The sequence below is a fragment of the Endozoicomonas sp. G2_1 genome, assembly GCF_017744155.1.
Classification (GTDB): Bacteria; Pseudomonadota; Gammaproteobacteria; order Enterobacterales; family Alteromonadaceae; genus JAGHQT01.
In genome coordinates, this window is sequence record NZ_JAGHQT010000001.1 from 57875 (window position 1) to 76790 (window position 18916).

An 18916-nucleotide genomic window follows, 5' to 3' on the forward strand; every position below is an offset into this window, starting at 1 on the left:
TTACTACTCTTCGTTAAACCAACAGATGTTACGTGCGGCCATGATTAATTCACCCGCTTTCGCTTCATCCAATTCTTCAATTTCAACAAGGTCATCAACACCTTGTTCAGCTAAATCTTCTAAGGTTGCAACACCTTTGCTCGCTAGTACGTATGCCAAGTGCTTGTCTAAACCTTCAAGGTTTAATAAGTCTTCCGCTGGCTCAGCGCCTTCTAGCGTTTCTTCACTCGCCAATGCTTGCGTGGTTAATGCACCTTTCGCGCGCTCACGCAATTCTTCAACGATGTCTTCGTCCATGCCGTCAATTTCTAACAATTCAGCAACTGGTACGTAAGCAATTTCTTCTAATGACGTAAAGCCTTCTTCAACTAATAAAGTTGCGAAGTCATCATCAATATCAAGCTTCTCAGTGAATAGGTTCATCACTTTGTCGTTTTCAGCTTGATGCTTTTCATTCATGTCATCAACAGTCATCACGTTTAGCTCCCAACCGGTAAGTTGGCTTGCTAAGCGAACGTTTTGACCACTGCGACCGATCGCCATCGCTAAGTTGCCTTCTTCAACCGCGATATCCATAGTGCCTTTGTCTTCATCAACAATGATTGAAGCAACTTCAGCCGGTGCCATGGCGTTGATAACGAACTGCGCAGGATTGTCGTCGAATAAGACGATATCAACGCGCTCACCGCCTAATTCGCCAGAAACCGCTTGTACACGAGAACCGCGCATACCAACACACGCGCCTACAGGATCAATGCGCTTATCGTTAGACTTAACTGCAATTTTGGCACGAGAACCCGGATCGCGAGCGGCGCCTTTAATTTCCAACATTTCTTCGCCAATTTCTGGCACTTCAACGCGGAATAGTTCAATAAGCATTTCAGGCTTAGTGCGGCTAACAAACAATTGAGCACCACGTGCTTCAGGTTTGATTGCATAGAGTAAACCGCGGATGCGGTCACCCGGACGAAATACTTCACGTGGCAACATGTCATCGCGGTAAACAATTGCTTCAGCGTTGTTACCCAAGTCTAAAATCACGCTATCGCGGCTCGCCTTTTTAACCACACCTGTGATTAGCTCGCCAACTTGGTCTTGATAAGCGTCAACAATTAAAGCACGCTCTGCTTCACGAACTTTTTGTACAATGACTTGCTTAGCTGTTTGCGTGGTAATACGGTCAAACTTAACTGACTCGATTTGCTCTTCGACGTAATCGCCAGCTTGTAGCTCTGGATCCTCGTATTGAGCCGCCGCTAAGCTGATTTCAGCAAATGGGTTTTCCATTTCTTGCTGAGTATCGTCAATCACTAACCAACGACGGAAAGTGTCAAATTCACCCGTTTTGCGGTCAATGCATACTCGAACAGCAATATCGCCTTCATATTTCTTTTTAGTGGCAGTTTCTAAAGCTGTTTCCATCGCCTGAAAGATGCTTTCACGCGGAACCGCTTTCTCGTTTGAAACGGCATCTACAACTAGTAATACTTCCTTACTCATGTTTTAAGCCTTTCTCATTAATCTTCAAAATTTGGAACTAGATTGGCCTTGTCGATATTAGTAATCGGTAACATAAATGTTTGACCGTCAACAACAACCAGCAAAGTATCGTTTTCTATCGCTTCAAGGACACCCTTGAATTTGCGACGGCCATCAATTGGCATCGCTGTTTTTGCTTGTATGGTTTCACCCATTACCGCTTGGTAATGCTCTTTAGTGAATAGTGGTCTATCCATACCTGGTGATGAAACTTCCAAGTTATATTCGGTGCTAATTGGATCTTCAACATCCAACAAGGCACTAACCTGACGACTAACTTCAGCACAGTCATCAACCGTGATGCCATTTTCATGATCAATAAATAATCTCAATACCGAGTGTTTGCCGGCACCAATAAACTCAAGACCAAGTAACTCCTTACCGGTTTCTTCAACCGCAGGGCGTAACATCTCGGTTAATTTGTCTTCAAATTTAGCCAATCACATTCTCCAGAAACAAAAAAAGGGCATAAAGCCCAGCGTAAATAAACATGCTGTTGTATATTTTATTCGAAAATATACAAAAAAGCCCCAACACAGGGGCCTGAATCACTGAAACCCTTTGTGCGAGTTACACATTAAAGCATTAGCATGCTTATTTGATGTAACACTATGTTGCCGTATCAGTGTTTTTAACCGTTTTATCTTCAATAAAATCGCGATAAAAAACTGTTCAGTGCATACCAACAACATTCAGACCGCGAAATTATATAGCGACTATCCGTGCTTAGCAAGTACAATCTCGGCCACATCATGGACTAATTCAATTGCATCAAGTCCCACTTATTGCCATATAAATCTTCAAATACAGCAACAATGCCATAGGGCTCTTCGCGGGGTTGTTCGAGAAAGCAGACACCGTTGGCTTGCATGCTTTTGTAATCGGTCCAAAAGTCTTGTGTGTGCAAAAACAAAAACACCCGGCCGCCCGCTTGGTTACCAACCGCTAGTTGTTGTTCGCTATTAGTTGCCTTGGCCAAAATTAACCCGGCCCCAAAGCTATTAGTGGGAAGCAATCTTACCCAGCGTTTGCCATTACCCAAGTCTTCGTTTTGAACCAGTTCAAAGGGTAAACATTGCGTGTAATATTCAATGGCGCGTTGATAGTCATCAACAATAAGTGCAATGTTGGCGATATTTCGCTCTGTGGGCTCAGACATACTCAATACTCTTGAAAAAAGCGCCATGATACCAAAGCCAAGTCAAAGACTGGCAACAATTTATAACAATTTCAGTGAGTAAAAATTCTATAATCGCGGTCGCTTATTAATACCTTATTTACTAAACCGGAAAATATTCATCTACAATTAACACAAAGCCAGTTAGAATATTGATTTTGTTCGTGATATAAAAATACTATCAAAACGCTAGCACTCGTCCGTTAGTTGTGATGTTGACTTATACTTTGATCTATTAGGGAAGGCTTACTTACAGCTCATGTACACTTTTAGCCAATTACTGATTAGAAACGCCATTTTAGGCTTGTTATTCTCACTTATCAGCGCCGTGCTGATGATATTTATGTTTCGCCTTTATGTCTCTGACAAACAAGAGCAACAGCAGCAAGTTGTTACGACCTTGGCAGAACAAATTATTAGCCACCAAGACGTTAAAACCCTCAGCCAAGTGTTGAGAAAAAAGAACGCTTACCAACGAATTACCATTACGACTCAAGCCGGTGAACAGCTCTACCACTTCACTGAGCCGGGTTCTGCCTTGTTAAGTGGGATTATTTCACCTGAGACAACAGAAATTAGCCTGCCTGCCCTCGACACTATTATTACCATGCAAGTGACCAGTGACAAAGAAGCTAACTTGGCTATTCAGTTAATTCTATTATACGTTGCTGCAACCGCCTTTTTTATTATCGTGGCAGGTGTTGCCAGTACTCGCCGCTACAAAGCTTTCTTTAACGCGATTAACTGGCAGATTAAAAAAGATCTCTCGCTTATTCTCCCCGATGAAAAAAACACCCAAGCGCAATCAGATTTAGACTTGTTCGATATTCCCGATTTAAAAGCGGGCTTACAAGAAATTAAATCACTGATTGACGAACAAAAACAAGATAGCGTTGAATTAGAACGCGAAGCATACACAGAGCCTTTAACGGGCTTGGCAAATCGCAATCAGTTTATTAAACACTTTGAGCAGAAAATTCACCAAAGTGATAAAAAAGTCTTTGGCGTTCTGTTAATTACCCGCTGCTCAGAGTTGCAAACCATCAATCAGGTCAGAGGCTATAACGAAGGCGACGACTACATTAAAAACGTTGCCAACATAATGAAAGGCGAAATTGCTCGTTATCAAGGCGGTGAATTATACCGTTTAAACAGCTCCGACTTTGCTAGTTTGTTACCGAACACCACATTGCAACAAGCTGAAAAATACGCCCAAGAGTTAACGCTTAAATTTAATGACTTTCAACAGGCTGCTGATTTAGATTCGGTCGCCTACTCGGGTTTAGTAGCATTTGACGAGAAAAAACCACTGGGTGAAATACTCGCCCTTGCCGACACAGGTATTAGTGTCGCTCAAACCCAACGGGTTAACGCTTGGTATTCACAAAAAGAACAAGACATTCTCGACAATGCTAGCGCGGGCTACGGCAACCAAAACTGGCGTCAAGAAATTGAAAACGTTATTGAGAACCAACGCGTGTCGTTATTGGTTCAATCAATTCAACCTAACACCCGCAACAGCAAGGTTTATGGTGAAGTACTAGCGCGTTTTCTCAATGCTAGCGACGAGTTACTGCCAACAGCGTCATTTATTGCCATGGCTGAAAAGCTCGACAAAATCACTGCTATTGATCAGATTATCATCAGTAAAGCGATTAGCGAAATTAAGCAGAAAAACTTACAAGCCAACCACTTTGGTATTAATATCAGCCCTCGCAGTATTCACGACCAACAATTTGTCATTTGGTTAGAGCGCAAACTGTTGCGTGAACCCGATATCGCACCGCATATTGTCTTTGAAATTACTGAGTACGGTTTACAGCAAAACATCAAAACCAGTAAGCGCTTTATCGAAATGCTACACCGTGTTGGCGCTCGCCTAACGGTTGAAAGATTTGGTGTCGGCTTAACCTCGTTTAAATTCTTCCGCGACTTAAAGCCCGATTTTATAAAGATGGACAGCAGCTACACACGCGATATCGACGAAGACAAAAACAATCAATACTTTATTCGAGTGATGGTTGATTTAGCCCATAGGTTGAGTATTAGTGTGTTGGCTGAAAGTGTTGAAACGCTCGAAGAAAAGCATACGCTTGAGAAGTTATTCGTCGATGGTTGCCAAGGTTTCTATATTGGTAAACCAAAGCCTATGTAACCGCTACACAGCCATAACAAGACATAAAAACACAAAGGTGCTAGGGCGTGTTGATCTTTCGAGATTAAATTTTGTTCTATCTAAACGCTTTCTGATCGCGGCGCTCGGGTTGTAGCATAGTCGTTCTATGTAAAAACCGAGCAACAATGAGCAGGGAGCGTTTAGATGAACCCGCAGGGCAGCGCCTGTTTGGCTTTTCTACCGCGTTGTCGCAGGATTTGTGTAGAACAACTACACGACATCTGCTCCGCCTTGTATAAAAACCAAACAGACTGCTGCAAAAACAATCCTGAAAGATCAACACGCCCTAATATCAGCACCTTTTTTATTTCTTTCTCATACACCCATACATACTGTGCTGCGCAATCTTTACGCTAATAATAATTCCCGTACTGCTATCAGGTTGTTTATTGGTAAATAAAAACGGATAATAACCGCTTGGGTAACATTGCAAGTGTGTTAAATGACTGATTATTTACTGTTGTTAGTCGGTACTGTACTGGTTAACAATTTTGTTTTAGTAAAATTTTTGGGCTTATGTCCATTTATGGGGGTTTCGTCGCGCACGGAAACCGCTATTGGTATGTCGTTCGCGACCACCTTTGTTATGACTTTAGCGTCAGTGCTGAGTTATTTAGTCAATAATTATTTACTTGCACCGTTTGGTTTAGAATATTTAACCACCATGGCCTTTATTCTAGTGATCGCCGTGGTAGTGCAATTCACTGAAATGGTGGTTCACAAAACCAGTGCTAATCTCTACCGTTTGCTTGGTATTTTCCTGCCATTAATTACTACCAATTGCGCAGTGTTAGGGGTAGCACTACTTAACATTTACGAACAGCACAGTTTTTTTGAGTCGGTTATTTATGGTTTTGGCGCAGCTGCTGGTTTTTCACTTGTCTTAATCATGTTTTCCGCCATGCGCGAAAAACTCGCCAATGCCGATGTACCAACACCATTTAAAGGCTCAGCGATTGCGATGATCACCGCAGGTTTAATGTCACTGGCATTTATGGGCTTTACTGGGCTGGTAAAATGAACCTAATTATCGCAATTTTAGTATTAGGGATTATTGCCCTATTGTTTGGTGCCCTGCTTGGCTTTGCCTCAGTCAAGTTCAAAGTGGAAGGCGACCCGTTAGTAGAACAACTCGATGCACTATTGCCACAAACTCAATGTGGTCAATGTGGTTACCCCGGTTGTAAACCCTACGCCGAAGCTATGGCAAATGGCGAAGCTATTAATAAATGTGCGCCGGGTGGCGACGATACCATCAAGAAAATTGCCGATCTGATGGGCGTAGAGCCTGAACCGATGGACGGCAGCCATGAACAAGACAATACGCCAAAAGTCGCCTTTATTGTTGAAGAAGACTGTATTGGCTGTACTAAGTGTATTCAGGCCTGCCCTGTTGATGCCATCATTGGTGCTGCCAAGCAAATGCACACAATTATTAGTGATGAGTGCACAGGTTGCGATTTGTGTGTCGCACCTTGCCCTGTCGATTGTATTAAGATGTTACCAATCGCTCAAACAACCCACAATTGGCAGTGGGATCTCGATAGCATCGCCATCACTCAAATAGATTAGCTCAAATAAATTAGTCAGCGGAATAAGTAAAACTGTGGAAAATATTTTATCGAGAATTGAACGCGGCCAATTTTGGCAATTCCACGGCGGTATTCACCCGCCGGGGCAAAAATTCCTGACCACGGATAAACCTATTCGACCATTGACCTTACCTGAACAGTTGGTTATCCCGCTTCAGCAGCACATAGGCCAAGCGGGTGAACTACTGGTAAAAACGGGCGATCACGTCCTCAAAGGTCAGGCGCTTACCCGCAGCCTACACCCGATGGCGGTGCCTATTCACGCACCAACAAGTGGCACAGTACTCGCGGTAAAACCCGCGACCATTGCTCACCCATCAAACATGCAAGAGCTGTGTTTATTTTTACAGCCAGATGGCGAAGACTCTTGGCGTGAACGCCACATTTGCCCTGATTTTTATCAATTATCACGAGAGCAAATCGTCAGTAAAATTGCCAATGCTGGCATTGCTGGTATGGGCGGCGCAGGTTTCCCAACCAGCATCAAAGTCAATACAAAACCGGCAATCGATTTTCTAATCATCAACGCTGCCGAATGTGAACCATACATTACCGCTGACGATTTATTGATGCGCGAGCACAGCGCCACCATTGTCGATGGCATCAAGATTCTCGACCACCTGCTTTTGCCTGAAGTCATCCTGATTGGTATTGAAGACAACAAGCCAGAAGCAATTAAAGCGCTACAACAAGCAACTGAGCACTTAGACAAAGTCAAAGTTTGTGTTGTCCCAACCATTTATCCAATGGGCGGTGAAAAACAGCTAATCAAAGCACTCACAGGTAAAGAAGTCCCCAGCGGCGGCTTACCCAGCCAACTTGGTGTGGTTATGCAAAACGTTGCTACTTGTTTCGCCATTGCAGAAGCAGTAATTAACGATATTCCTCTGCTGCGCCGAGTGGTTACCGTTACTGGTCAAGCCCTTAATAAACCGCAAAATTTATGGGCGCTACTTGGTACTCCCGTTGCTTTTTTGTTGGAGCAATGCGGTTATCAAGCTAGCGATAAAAAGCATTTGATTATGGGCGGTCCAATGATGGGCTTTAGCTTAGCAACCGACCAAGTGCCAATCGTTAAAACCACCAACTGTATTTTAGCGCCGAGTGAAAAAGAAATACCGGCGGACAGCAAAGAAGTTGAGTGTATTCGCTGTGGCCAGTGCGCCGAAGTATGTCCAAGCCAATTATTGCCGCAAGAGCTGCAATGGAGCGCAAAGGCAAAAGACTACGATCAACTAAAAGCACTCAACTTGTTCGACTGTATCGACTGCGGCGCCTGTGCTTATGTCTGTCCAAGCCAAATACCACTAGTGCAGTATTATCGGGTTGCCAAAGCAGAAATCAGGCAACAACAACTGCAAGATATTAAAGCAGAAAAAGCAAAATCACGGTTTGAAGCCCGCAAAGCACGCCTAGAGCGCGAGAAAAAGATTCGAGAAGAAAAACAACGTGCCGCTGCAGAAGCAAGGCGTGCCAAAATGAACGCCAATACGGCGGAAGGCGCTAATGCTAAATCAGCAGTAGCAGCTGCGCTTGCCCGTGTTAAAGCGAAAAAAGCGCAACCACAAACAGCACAAAACGCTGCTCCTGCTAACAACAGCCTTGAGCCAAATAACAGCCTTGAGCAAAACAGTAGCCCAGAGCAACAAAACAACAATATTCAAGCAAGCGATCAAAAGAGTCAAGTGGCCGCCGCCATTGCTCGAGCGAAAGCGAAAAAGCTTGCCGCCCAGTCAAGTAACACACAACCTGATAACAAACAGGCAAATGATGCTGAACCTGCTCAAGCGACAAATACACAAACCGGCGTAGACAAAGCAGCCGACAAAAAAGCGCAAGTAGCCGAAGCTATCGCCCGAGCCAAGGCGAAAAAGCTTGCTGCGCAAGAAAAGCAGCAGCACGCTCAGCCAGCAGCAGCCCCCTCACAGACAGCTAAGCCGACAAAAACGCCAGCAAGTAGCAGTGGTGGTGAAACTCAGCAACAAGTAGAAATCGATACTAGTGAAGTAAGTGACAAAAAAGCCAAAGTTGCTGCAGCTATTGCCAAGGCAAAAGCAAAAAAACTTGCGGCGAATGCTGAACAAGCACCAGTACAAAGTGACGCTGGACAAAAAACGCCAGCAATAACACCTACTGATGCTAACAATGACAAGAAAGCCAAAGTCGCTGCTGCCATCGCTAAAGCAAAGGCAAAAAAAGCCAATGCCCGTTTAGCTGCTGAACCAGAGCAGGCGCAAAAAGCAACTGTTGACGATGTTGAAAGCCAATCACAGATAAGCGATGCAACAAATGCTCAAACAAACAGTTCGCCGCAGCAACAACCAGCAATTGCGCCAACTGATGCCAATAATGACAAAAAGGCAAAAGTTGCCGCAGCTATCGCCAAGGCCAAAGCCAAGCAAGCTGCTAAGAAGAACAACAGCCTTGAGCCTAATATAAGCCCTGAGCCAGAAAACAGCCCTGAGCAAAACAACAGTCCCGAGCAAGAAAAATCTCCTAAACCTGATGCAGTCGAAAACGCTAGCTCAGCGGTTAACGGTGATCAAGGTACAACGAAAGATTCAACATCGGTAGCTACTAACTCGACGGCTGATGACAAAAAAGCCCGTATTGCGGCAGCGGTTGCCAAAGCTAAGGCTAAAAAGTTAGCCGCTAATAACGGTACTGCAACAACAATTAACACTGACATTAGTGCAGCAGATGCCTCTGACAGTGTTAAACAAGTAGCGCCGACCGTTAACGCAGAGCCTACAGGTGAGATAGCATCCACTGATAGCGCAACTGCCGGTGACGATAAAAAAGCGCGAATTGCCGCAGCTATTGCAAAAGCCAAAGCAAAAAAGCAAGCGCGTGCGGAGCAAACAACTGATTGAACGAGTACTTAATCAGCCAACGTAACAACAAAGACAAACAAACGAATAACACTAGAGTTCAATAAAATATGGCATTTTGGATTGCAAGTTCGCCTCACAACCACACGCAAAATCAAACATCAAAATTGATGCGTTTGGTGATATACGCGACCATTCCCGGGATTTTTGCCCAGTGGTACTTTTTTGGTTGGGGCAACTTAATTCACATTGGTTTAGCGGTTGCTACCGCTTTAGTCGCTGAGTTTTTTGTTTTATCACTACGCGAACAACCGATTAGCAAACAGCTTTTTGACGGCAGTGCGATATTGACCGCTGTGCTATTAGGTATTTGTTTACCTGCGCTCGCGCCTTGGTGGATAACCGTGCTTGGCAGCTTATTCGCTATTGCCATCGTCAAGCAGCTCTACGGTGGCTTAGGTCATAACCCTTTTAACCCAGCGATGGCTGCTTACGTGATGTTACTGGTGTCATTTCCGGTGCAAATGACCAGTTGGCAGCCACCGTTAAGCCTAATGTCAGTCGAACTCGACTTTCTCAACACCCTGACCACGATTTTAACCGGCTTTACTTCTGAAGGTTATTCGGTTGAACAATTGAGAACACATATCGACGGCTACACCATGGCAACACCACTCGATAGCCTTAAAAATGATATTGGACAAGGACTTACCGTTGCTGAAAGCATTACTAAACCAGTATTTGGTCAACATTTTTCACTCGGTTGGGAATGGGTTAATGCCGGCTTTTTACTCGGCGGTTTGTTCCTACTGGCACGCAAGGCAATTCCGCTAGCAACACCGCTCAGTTTCTTAGCAAGTATTTTGGTTTGCTCATTTATTGCCTATAGCATTAACCCTGACGGCAATGCCTCAACCATGTTTCACTGGTTATCTGGCGCGACGATGCTCGGGGCATTCTTTATTTTGACGGATCCAGTTTCAGGTGCCACCAGTACCAAAGGTCGAATCGTTTTTGGTGCATTAGCGGGCTTTTTAGTTTTTATTATCCGTAAATTTGGTGGTTACCCAGATGCTGTCGCCTTTGCGGTATTACTCTGTAATATGGCAGCACCATTAATTGACCAGTACACAAGACCGAGAACATACGGCCATAGTGTTAAACAGCCTTGAGCAATTTGAAACAGCCTTGAGCAGAAAACAGCCATAAGCAAAAAGTGACGAGAACATAAATACAATGCGCAAAGCAATTGAAAAAAACGCACGAATTTTAGCCTTATTTGCCATCGCATGTACAGCGACAGTTGGTTTGGTCAATGAACTAACCAAAGGAAAAATTGCGCGCCAAGAGCAAGCACAGCTGCTTAAAACGCTACACGATATTATTGATCCCGAAATTGTTAACAACGATTTGTATCAAAGCTGCCTATTAGTCACCGACGAACTACTGGGCAACAATGAGCCCCATACGGTTTACCTAGCGAAACACGACGAAAAACCAGTGGCGGCAGCAATTACCACCACCGCGCCGGATGGATACAGCGGTAACATAGAGTTGATTGTCGCACTAAACTACGACGGCACAGTCAGCGGTGTTCGAACACTTAAACACCAAGAAACACCCGGCTTAGGCGATAAAGTTGAAATTAAAAAAAGCGATTGGATTACCAGCTTTACCGATAAACTCGTGACCGCAGATAATCAACATCAATGGGCAGTTAGCAAAGACGGCGGTATGTTTGACCAGTTTACTGGCGCAACCATTACACCAAGAGCCGTAGTTAAGGCCGTGAAAAACACTGCATTGTATTTTCAACAGCACAAAGCTGAATTATTTAGCCGCACCGACAGTTGCCGAGAAAACCTATGACACAAGAAGTAGCAACACCAGAATTAGCCGACAGTGAACCAGCTGATAACGAGCTTCAAGCTCAGCGAGCTGCACTAAAGTCTGAGTATAAAGAATTGGCTTGGCAAGGTTTGTGGAAGAACAACCCGGGCTTAGTTCAATTACTTGGTTTATGCCCGCTGTTAGCGGTCACTGCCACCGTTACTAACGCATTGGGATTGGGGCTGGCGACTTTGTTGGTACTGATTGGTTCTAACGCGACCGTATCTTTGATCAGACACTGGGTGCCGAAAGAGATTCGCATTCCTATTTTCGTATTAATCATCGCCGCATTTGTGACTTGTGTGCAATTGCTAATGAATGCCTTTACTTATGGCTTATATCAAGCGCTGGGGATTTTCCTGCCATTAATTGTCACCAACTGTGCCATTATTGGTCGCGCAGAGGCTTATGCATCAAAAAATCCACTGGCACAAGCGAGTTTTGACGGTTTAATGATGGGCATCGGTTTTATGCTAATACTCGTTGTCTTGGGGGCTATTCGTGAGGTACTTGGTCAAGGTACTTTGTTTGATGGTATTGAGTTATTGCTTGGCGACTGGGCGAGCGGCTTACGAATTCAAGTGCTCAATCTAGACAATCAGTTTTTGTTGGCAATACTACCGCCCGGCGCGTTTATTGCGATGGGCTTTTTAATCGCAATTAAAAATGCCATTGACAGCAAAATAGCAGAGCGCCAGCCTAAACCTGAAGAAAAAGCCATTGAGCGTGTCAGAGTGAACTTCGACGCCTCCTAAGAAAACTAAAGCCAACGAGATAACTGACCCAAGATAGATACATCAAGATGAATGAACTCAGCAAACCGATTTCTAAAAAAGAAAAAGTTCAGGCGATAATCGATATTCTGGACGAGTTGTACCCCGAAGTTCCTATTCCGCTAGATCACAAAGATCCTTACACCCTGCTCGTTGCCGTTTTGTTGTCAGCCCAGTGCACTGATGAGCGGGTAAACCAAATTACTCCTAAGCTTTTTGCCCGCGCCGACAATCCCTTTGATATGGTGTTACTGAGCATCGATGAAATTAAAGAAATCATTCGGCCCTGTGGCTTATCGCCGATGAAGTCGAAAGGCATTTGGCACCTGTCTGACATGATTATCAAACAGCACGGCGGTGAAGTGCCGCAAGACTTTGAAGCGCTGGAAGCGATGCCAGGCGTTGGCCACAAAACAGCATCGGTAGTGATGGCACAAGCCTTTGGCGTACCAGCATTTCCAGTGGATACTCACATCCACCGCCTGATGTATCGCTGGGGCTTGTCAAATGGCAAAAGTGTTGAGCAAACCGAAAAAGACGGTAAGCGCCTGTTTCCAAGAGAAAAGTGGAACGACCTTCACTTACAAATTATCTATTACGGCCGCGAGTACTGCCCCGCCCGTGGGTTTTCGCTAGATAAATGTATTATCACGCAAAAATTTGGTCGTAAAAGCTTTATTAATCAAGTATTAAAAGAACAGAGCAAAAAGAAAAAATAGCTGGATTTAACAATGAAATATTTACACGCCATGATCAGAGTGCAAGACGTTGACAAATCACTCGACTTTTACGTTAACAAACTCGGTTTAACCGAGATTCGCCGCAAAGACTACCCACAAGGTAAATTTACCCTCATCTACCTTGCTACCGCTGAAGGCGAAGCAGAAATTGAACTTACCCATAACTGGGATCAAACTGAAGCCTATAGCCAAGGTAAAAACTTTGGTCACTTTGCATTTAGCGTTGAAAATATTTATCAGCTTTGCCAACAGTTGCAAGACTCAGGTGTTGTCATTAATCGACCACCGCGCTGCGGTCACATGGCGTTTGTTAAATGTCCTGATGGCATTTCAATTGAGCTGTTGCAAGCCGGTGAGCCATTACCACCTCAAGAGCCTTGGTTGAGCATGGAAAACACGGGGTCTTGGTAAGCTAAACACTGAGAATCATTAAGCAACAGCGACCAATCATTGGAGGCTGTTGCTATTGAGGCTTTTATTAGCATTACTGGACAATAGTTGCCATCGTGTGCTCTAAAGCAGAATAATACGGATTCCACGTTAATCGCGCGTGGATTTTGCCTTGCTCTTCATAGCCCCATGCCGAATACCACACTTCAGCGCCATTTTCACAAGCGCTATTGGCATCATCATCAAAGCTATTCATACACATCAAGTGCTCGCCGTTAACACCGTAATACGAATTGTTTTTTGCAAACAACGGACTCATGTGAGAGCCAGTACTCACCCTACTCGACGCTAATTTCATGGTCAAAGTTTGAATCGATTTATCGTCAAATGTCGACTCGCCATACCATATCAATTGATTATTAGGGTTGTTAAAGCGTGTTTGATACAAACTTCTTACTGCCTCAGGATCAACAACGCTATCGGCTTCACTAAGTACGATTAACGTTGGCATCGACAACGTTTGCGAGTTCAATAAACTGCGCAGCTTCACTGCACTGTCTGAATACGCAATAGCTCCTTTTAACGGCGCAGACGTGTAACGAGCTAAATTTTTTTCCTCAGCCTCATAGCCATCAATAAATAAAGCGACAAATGGCGCTAACCGTTCAAGTTTTGGCGTTTTAGATTGAAAGCCTGGAGAAAACAACATTAAGCCGTCAACATCACCTTGTTCAAGCGAGTGAATAGTGACTAAATTACCTCCTGTTGAAAAGCCGCCCAACCACACTTTATCGAAGTCGCGTTTCAACAAACTTGCATAGTGGTCGACAATACCTTGCCAATCGGCATAAGTAGGCAACATTAAATCGCTTGGTTTACTGCCATGACCAGGCAATAACAAGGTTTGCACATAGAAACCCTGGTTTGCTAGTGACTTTGCTAAGTCAGAAAAACTGAAAGGTGAATCACCTAAACCGTGGACGAGCAAAATAGCTTTTTCGCTAGCACTTTTATCACCGAGCTCAAATGGCATATTCATCGCCAACTCTTTTTCCCTGTCCGGACTAATAAAGTCTCTGTTGATCTCAAGCCAAGCTTTTGTCGATTTTAAGTAATCACTGTAAGACGACTGGAGATAGTTGTAGTAATCAGGCGATTGATACAGAGGTGCTTTATTTTCGCTATTCAGCAGCGTGCAACCGACTATGGCTACTGCCGCAATGGCGAGTAGTGTTAATTTGAGCAAAGTTTTCATGAACTCACCTGAATAATTAAGAATTTATTAATAGCTAAAGGATAAAGAAACACAACTCACAAGTCGTTAAACAAAGTTACAAGATTTGTATACATATCAGTGTTTCTTTTGCAGCCAAGCACTATAACTATTGAGTAAGGTGGTTGATTTCTTTACAACCCAGTACCTGCTTGTCAAAGCCAAATTTGGTGACATGAATCATCGCTTTGCCGAATTTACTGGTTGTGGTTACCATATTGGGTATCAAACGCTTCAATAGCGGATACAAAGGTTTAATCACATAAGTGGCGTATCGATTCATTTTAGACCTAATTTCAACATTGTTATCAGGGTAAGTAATCGCAGGCCTGAAAACATAAGCGCTTTTAAAGCCCGTGTTAAGGATCGCCTGTTCTGCTTCTGCTTTAACTCGCGCCCACATAGCTTTGCCATTAATGTCCGCACCCTCAGCCGATATAAAGCTAAAGCTTATTTCGGGGTTCAGTTGCCGTATTTTGTCAGCAAATGTCTGCGATAGCGCTAAGGTCACGCTTCGATATGCCTGTTCGCTCATACCATTTGAGGAAGCGCCCAAACAATAGAAGCATGCGTCAAAGCCTTCTAACTTTTGCTCTATTGCAGAGAGATTAGAAAAATTAGGCAAGATTATTTCTTCGAGTTTGTCTGACGATATATTTACCGAGCTACGACTTATACTGACCACAGAGCTAACTTGATCGTTTTCAAGGCACTCTTGTAATACTCCGCCTCCGAGAAAGCCAGTTGCTCCGGTAATCAATACTCTTAGTCCCATAATCTTGCCTTTAATGTTGTTTTGAATAACTACTTGTTAAAAAATTCCGCTAATGCATCTGCGGATACTTTGACTGCCTCAGGATTGTGGTAAAAGTCAACGTGACTGAAACCAGATACCGCTAGCACTTCCGGGTTATTGGTCAGCTTCTCAATAAATGCTGTCGAACAAATCGCCGTTGGCGCATCTTTGCCGTAAACAACAAGTGTTGGTTGAACAATTTTATCGGCATAGTGTTCACACAATGAAAATAGCGATTGCATGGCCTGGTCACCAATATGCATATTGGTGAAATTCTCGACTGCCTTAGGGCCTTTAACACCATCTCGACCATAATAGTCGTAAGTTTCACCAGCCATTTCAGGAAAATCAGCAGTGCCAGTAAACTCTTCTCGTGATTGCTCGTCGTTGAGGCCAAAAGGCGCAACATAGTCAGCTTGGTTAGATGCGTAAATTTTCTGTTTCGACGCGTTAGCCGCAGCAATCATTTGATGTACAACTGTTTTGTCTGTCCACTGAAATGGGTCTGCTGCCATCATGCCTGAAACAGTTGCTAGCTTTTTAATACGGTGGTCGGTAACAGACGCTGACGAAATAATCGAGCCACCCTGACAGATACCAAGACCATAAATATCATCAACAAACGGCAGAGTGCCTAAGTATGAAACCGCATCCCAAGTATTTTCAATCAGTCTGAACATGTAACGAGATTGCTTGTTTTCACCGGCTAATACTGGCGAATCGCCCATCCCCAGATAATCAAACGCTAAAAAGACAAAACCTCTTTTTGCCATTTCTGGACCATAAGTACCGAGTACTTGTTCTTTAACTTGCGGGAACGGACTAGCACCAACAATCGCTTTGTATTTTTTGTTCTCATCAAAGCCTTCTGGTAGATATAAGTTGCCAACTAATTCAACACCAAATGATTTAAACGTTACGCTCTTAATATTCATATAACACCTCTAGTTTTGGTTTAAAGCATATCTGTTGAGCAATGTATGCAACGTTATATGCTTTGACGGATTGCGATAGTCGCAGAGCACAGCCTCTGCTGTTTCAACTAACCTTCTGTTTGAATGCTCTAATCAATGTCAACTAGTGCTTAAACAGCGAAGGACTTTTTATGGGGTTCATTATTGTTGAATAGGTCTAGTAAGTCAGTGCACAAAACTGCGAAACTTGTATACAAAACGACAGCTAAAAAAACGGCACAACATCACTGTAAGAAATAAAAATCATACTTTAGTAGGCTTACCTAAAGAGTAATATGTAGTACGCTAGATAGCTTATTATCGCCAAGCTCAACTATCTTCAATGTACAAAGACGCAGCTCAATCCCTCGGTTTTCACCAAGTAGAAGTCAACAACTTTATCGAGCGTGAAAAAGCACAACGCGTTGTTGCCATTCACAAGCAAACCTTAATGATGCAGGCAATTTTCATCATCGCCTGTGCTTGGGTTTTTGCCGATGTCGTTGACCGCGGTATTATTCTCATTTGGCTGTCGCTACAGTTTCTTGTGCTATCTATGCGCTTTGCGTTGACTCATTGGTATTTTCAAATCAAAGGTTCAACTGTTTTAAATAAAACATTTACAACGCTTTCTTTGTGCTTGTGTTTTATCAATAGCTTACTGTGGGGGGCTTCAGCGTTTTATCTCGACTTTCAACAATACCCGCAAGAGTCTGTATTTCTTATTACCATAAACCTAGGCATTGGCATTGGCAGTACTGGTATTGGTGGCTATTGGTTAAGCTACTTTTTAACCTATACCGTCACGTTTATGACTGTGTTTATGGTTGCCTTTTTAGTGGGGGTACCAGAGCCAAACTTTTTACTGGCGGCAATATTTCTCGCCTTTACTTTGTACTTGTCGAAAGTTGTTTACGTCGCCTACAAAGGGAATATTCAAAACTTACTGCTAAGAAAACAAAACGAGGTTTTAGCAAAATCACGCACCGATTTTTTAGCCGCGGCGAGTCATGATTTGCGACAACCCTTACAAGCTCTAAACCTATTTTTGTCTGCATTGAACAATGGCTCAAGCGACAACACACAAATACTCAAACAGCTGAAATCTAGCACCCACTCGCTCAATGCGCTATTGAATCATATGCTCGATGTTTCAGCGCTCGATGCCGACTCTGTTGAAATCAACATCCAACCAATTGCCATTGACAACATACTCGACGAACTAAAAGAACGATTTAGCCATGCAGCAGAGAAAAAGAATATAGAGCTTGTTATACCTAAAACCAAGGACTGGGTATGTGCTGACAAAGTTTTACTGGAGCGCGCTCTAGCAAATTTGATCGATAATGCCATTAAATACACCGTCGAAGGTCAAGTAGCGGTTTCAGTTGACGAGCAAAGTGAACAGGCTATTTCAATCTCTGTCCGAGATTCAGGTATTGGTATTAGCGACGAGCAACAACAGCACATTTTTGATGAGTTTTATCAAGTTGGCAATAAAGAACGCAATAGCGAACATGGTGTTGGCCTTGGCCTGTCAATTGTGAAACGTATTTGCTTGCTCATGAATATCAATATCTTGGTCGATTCTCACCCAGAATCTGGTTCTCTGTTTAGTTTGGTCCTGCCAAAGGCAGACAAACCAGCGACAGCACCTCAACCGACTCAACAAGAAAAACTCTTTGATAGTGATCTAAACAATATTTGTGCGTTAGTGATTGAAGATAACAAAAATGTTCGAGAAGCCTTGTGTTCACAATTGGCTTTGTGGGGCATGGAAGTGCTAGCCGCAGAGTCGGAAGCAGATATAGGTAAGTTGGTGATAGAGGCACCTAAACCCGACATCGTGCTGTCGGATTATAGACTAGTCGACTGCACTGGTGTCGAAGCAATCGAAAACTTACAGGCGCTCTATGGCACCACTCATATTCCTAGCATCATCATTAGTGGGGACACAGCGCCAGAAGTTATCGACCAAGTAAAAGCAAGCGGCTACACCTTGCTCCATAAACCTGTAAAGCCAGCGCAACTACGTGCAGTGATACAAAGAAAGTTATTTCAGAGCTAACCGGTTGATAGAATTTTTAATTCAACAGACTTTTGCACACAGTCAACGCGGTTTTTTGCACCAATAATTTTAAAAATGCTTTGTAAGTGAGATTTAACCGTAGTTTCACTGATGAACAAAACATTGGCAATATTTTGATTGGAGTGTCCCTGCTGCACCATAGTTAAAATTTCTAACTGCCTATTACTCAATACCGTTTGCGTATTTTCCTCGGCAAACTTAGTCATATTGTTGAGTGCGGCTTTCAATTTGGGCGGAATAAAAGTATTACCTTGATAGATAGTGAGCAAGGCATTAACAAGCTCTTCAGGTAATAGAGATTTTGGCAGAAAGCCCAGCGCTCCCAACTCGAACGCCTGCTTGAGTTGCTGAATATTTTCACTTGCCGACATAATAGCAACTGGCACGTAAATATCTCTGTTGAGCAATGCTCGCATAAACGAGATACCGTCCATATTAGGCATTGCTATATCCAAGACAATTAAATCGACATCATGATTCTGATTTAAATAGCTCAACGCACAATGAGCATCTTCCATCACTACAACATCAAATTTGTGCTCAGAAGACAACAAGGATGCTTTCAAGCCACTACTAAACAGCGGGTGGTCATCTAAATTAAGTATTTTCACAGTGCAATTAAACCCAAGTGATAGCAAAACTATTCTAGCTCTGTTTTTTCTAACAATACCAGCAAACGACAGCTAAATAAAAATCA

Annotated in this window: 17 protein-coding genes; 10 read left to right on the forward strand and 7 right to left on the reverse strand. The window is 43.4% G+C overall.

From position 1 onward, the window contains the following. Nucleotides 1–3: 3 nt before the first annotated feature. The 3 genes from nusA to J7384_RS00270 all read right to left on the reverse strand — a co-directional run bounded on the left by nusA (nucleotide 4) and on the right by J7384_RS00270 (nucleotide 2698). Entirely contained in the window at nucleotides 4–1500 is a 1497-nt protein-coding gene (gene nusA / locus J7384_RS00260; protein ID WP_209110008.1) for a transcription termination factor NusA, read from the reverse strand. A gap of 17 nt (nucleotides 1501–1517) precedes the next feature. After that, nucleotides 1518–1979, reverse strand: a complete 462-nt coding sequence (gene rimP / locus J7384_RS00265; RefSeq protein WP_209110010.1) for a ribosome maturation factor RimP — start codon at nucleotides 1977–1979, stop codon at nucleotides 1518–1520. Between the two features lie 317 nt (nucleotides 1980–2296). Next, nucleotides 2297–2698, reverse strand: a complete 402-nt coding sequence (locus J7384_RS00270; protein ID WP_209110012.1) for a VOC family protein — start codon at nucleotides 2696–2698, stop codon at nucleotides 2297–2299. 277 nt (nucleotides 2699–2975) lie between these two features. Between J7384_RS00270 and J7384_RS00275 the strand changes: the two genes are divergently transcribed. The 9 genes from J7384_RS00275 (at nucleotide 2976) to J7384_RS00315 (ending at nucleotide 13129) form a co-directional block, all read left to right on the forward strand. Beyond that, nucleotides 2976–4871, forward strand: a complete 1896-nt coding sequence (locus tag J7384_RS00275; protein WP_209110014.1) for a GGDEF domain-containing protein — start codon at nucleotides 2976–2978, stop codon at nucleotides 4869–4871. Nucleotides 4872–5334: 463 nt separating this feature from the next. Continuing rightward, complete coding sequence (rsxA, locus tag J7384_RS00280; RefSeq protein WP_209110016.1) at nucleotides 5335–5913, forward strand: electron transport complex subunit RsxA; 579 nt, start codon at nucleotides 5335–5337, stop codon at nucleotides 5911–5913. Further along, nucleotides 5910–6464 carry an electron transport complex subunit RsxB gene (gene rsxB, locus J7384_RS00285; RefSeq protein WP_209110017.1) on the forward strand — a complete coding sequence of 185 codons (555 nt, stop codon included), beginning with the start codon at nucleotides 5910–5912 and terminating at the stop codon, nucleotides 6462–6464. Before rsxA ends, rsxB begins: the two co-directional genes overlap by 4 nt. Nucleotides 6465–6498: 34 nt before the next feature. Further along, a complete protein-coding gene (rsxC, locus tag J7384_RS00290) occupies nucleotides 6499–9357 on the forward strand; it encodes an electron transport complex subunit RsxC (protein WP_209110019.1) in 2859 nt (952 codons plus the stop codon). A gap of 68 nt (nucleotides 9358–9425) precedes the next feature. After that, nucleotides 9426–10487: an electron transport complex subunit RsxD gene (rsxD, locus tag J7384_RS00295; protein WP_209110021.1), complete on the forward strand. Its 1062-nt coding sequence runs from the start codon at nucleotides 9426–9428 to the stop codon at nucleotides 10485–10487. A 64-nt stretch (nucleotides 10488–10551) separates the two neighbouring features. After that, a complete protein-coding gene (gene rsxG / locus J7384_RS00300; RefSeq protein ID WP_209110023.1) occupies nucleotides 10552–11184 on the forward strand; it encodes an electron transport complex subunit RsxG in 633 nt (210 codons plus the stop codon). Beyond that, the gene (locus tag J7384_RS00305) at nucleotides 11181–11960 is read left to right on the forward strand and encodes an electron transport complex subunit E (protein WP_209110025.1); all 780 of its coding nucleotides are present in this window, start codon (nucleotides 11181–11183) and stop codon (nucleotides 11958–11960) included. Before rsxG ends, J7384_RS00305 begins: the two co-directional genes overlap by 4 nt. Nucleotides 11961–12007: 47 nt before the next feature. Next, nucleotides 12008–12697 carry an endonuclease III gene (gene nth / locus J7384_RS00310; RefSeq protein WP_209110027.1) on the forward strand — a complete coding sequence of 230 codons (690 nt, stop codon included), beginning with the start codon at nucleotides 12008–12010 and terminating at the stop codon, nucleotides 12695–12697. A gap of 12 nt (nucleotides 12698–12709) precedes the next feature. After that, the gene (locus tag J7384_RS00315; RefSeq protein ID WP_209110029.1) at nucleotides 12710–13129 is read left to right on the forward strand and encodes a VOC family protein; all 420 of its coding nucleotides are present in this window, start codon (nucleotides 12710–12712) and stop codon (nucleotides 13127–13129) included. A 73-nt stretch (nucleotides 13130–13202) separates the two neighbouring features. Here the strand turns inward: J7384_RS00315 and J7384_RS00320 are convergent, their stop codons facing one another. The 3 genes from J7384_RS00320 to J7384_RS00330 all read right to left on the reverse strand — a co-directional run bounded on the left by J7384_RS00320 (nucleotide 13203) and on the right by J7384_RS00330 (nucleotide 16112). After that, nucleotides 13203–14363 (reverse strand): alpha/beta fold hydrolase, encoded by a 1161-nt coding sequence (locus J7384_RS00320; protein WP_209110031.1) that lies wholly within the window; start codon nucleotides 14361–14363, stop codon nucleotides 13203–13205. 127 nt (nucleotides 14364–14490) lie between these two features. After that, a complete protein-coding gene (locus J7384_RS00325) occupies nucleotides 14491–15156 on the reverse strand; it encodes an NAD-dependent epimerase/dehydratase family protein (protein WP_209110033.1) in 666 nt (221 codons plus the stop codon). A gap of 29 nt (nucleotides 15157–15185) precedes the next feature. Then, nucleotides 15186–16112, reverse strand: coding sequence for an alpha/beta hydrolase (locus J7384_RS00330; protein WP_209110035.1), 927 nt, complete (start codon nucleotides 16110–16112; stop codon nucleotides 15186–15188). 361 nt (nucleotides 16113–16473) lie between these two features. Here J7384_RS00330 and J7384_RS00335 point away from each other — a divergent pair, with 361 nt between their 5' ends. Next, the gene (locus tag J7384_RS00335) at nucleotides 16474–18198 is read left to right on the forward strand and encodes a hybrid sensor histidine kinase/response regulator (protein ID WP_209110037.1); all 1725 of its coding nucleotides are present in this window, start codon (nucleotides 16474–16476) and stop codon (nucleotides 18196–18198) included. Here J7384_RS00335 and J7384_RS00340 read toward each other — a convergent pair. Beyond that, a complete protein-coding gene (locus J7384_RS00340; protein WP_209110039.1) occupies nucleotides 18195–18830 on the reverse strand; it encodes a response regulator transcription factor in 636 nt (211 codons plus the stop codon). The genes J7384_RS00335 and J7384_RS00340 overlap by 4 nt on opposite strands. Between the last annotated feature and the right edge of the window lie 86 nt (nucleotides 18831–18916).

Excerpts from the sequence above, each read along its gene's own strand:
- rsxA (WP_209110016.1), top strand. The coding sequence starts at position 5,335 with ATGACTGATTATTTACTGTTGTTAGTCGGTACTGTACTGGTTAACAAT.
- J7384_RS00330 (WP_209110035.1), bottom strand. The coding sequence starts at position 16,112 with ATGAATATTAAGAGCGTAACGTTTAAATCATTTGGTGTTGAATTAGTT.
- J7384_RS00325 (WP_209110033.1), bottom strand. The coding sequence starts at position 15,156 with ATGGGACTAAGAGTATTGATTACCGGAGCAACTGGCTTTCTCGGAGGC.
- J7384_RS00305 (WP_209110025.1), top strand. The coding sequence starts at position 11,181 with ATGACACAAGAAGTAGCAACACCAGAATTAGCCGACAGTGAACCAGCT.
- J7384_RS00315 (WP_209110029.1), top strand. The coding sequence starts at position 12,710 with ATGAAATATTTACACGCCATGATCAGAGTGCAAGACGTTGACAAATCA.
- rsxD (WP_209110021.1), top strand. The coding sequence starts at position 9,426 with ATGGCATTTTGGATTGCAAGTTCGCCTCACAACCACACGCAAAATCAA.
- rsxG (WP_209110023.1), top strand. The coding sequence starts at position 10,552 with ATGCGCAAAGCAATTGAAAAAAACGCACGAATTTTAGCCTTATTTGCC.
- J7384_RS00270 (WP_209110012.1), bottom strand. The coding sequence starts at position 2,698 with ATGTCTGAGCCCACAGAGCGAAATATCGCCAACATTGCACTTATTGTT.
- J7384_RS00335 (WP_209110037.1), top strand. The coding sequence starts at position 16,474 with ATGTACAAAGACGCAGCTCAATCCCTCGGTTTTCACCAAGTAGAAGTC.
- rsxB (WP_209110017.1), top strand. The coding sequence starts at position 5,910 with ATGAACCTAATTATCGCAATTTTAGTATTAGGGATTATTGCCCTATTG.
- J7384_RS00320 (WP_209110031.1), bottom strand. The coding sequence starts at position 14,363 with ATGAAAACTTTGCTCAAATTAACACTACTCGCCATTGCGGCAGTAGCC.
- nth (WP_209110027.1), top strand. The coding sequence starts at position 12,008 with ATGAATGAACTCAGCAAACCGATTTCTAAAAAAGAAAAAGTTCAGGCG.
- nusA (WP_209110008.1), bottom strand. The coding sequence starts at position 1,500 with ATGAGTAAGGAAGTATTACTAGTTGTAGATGCCGTTTCAAACGAGAAA.
- J7384_RS00275 (WP_209110014.1), top strand. The coding sequence starts at position 2,976 with ATGTACACTTTTAGCCAATTACTGATTAGAAACGCCATTTTAGGCTTG.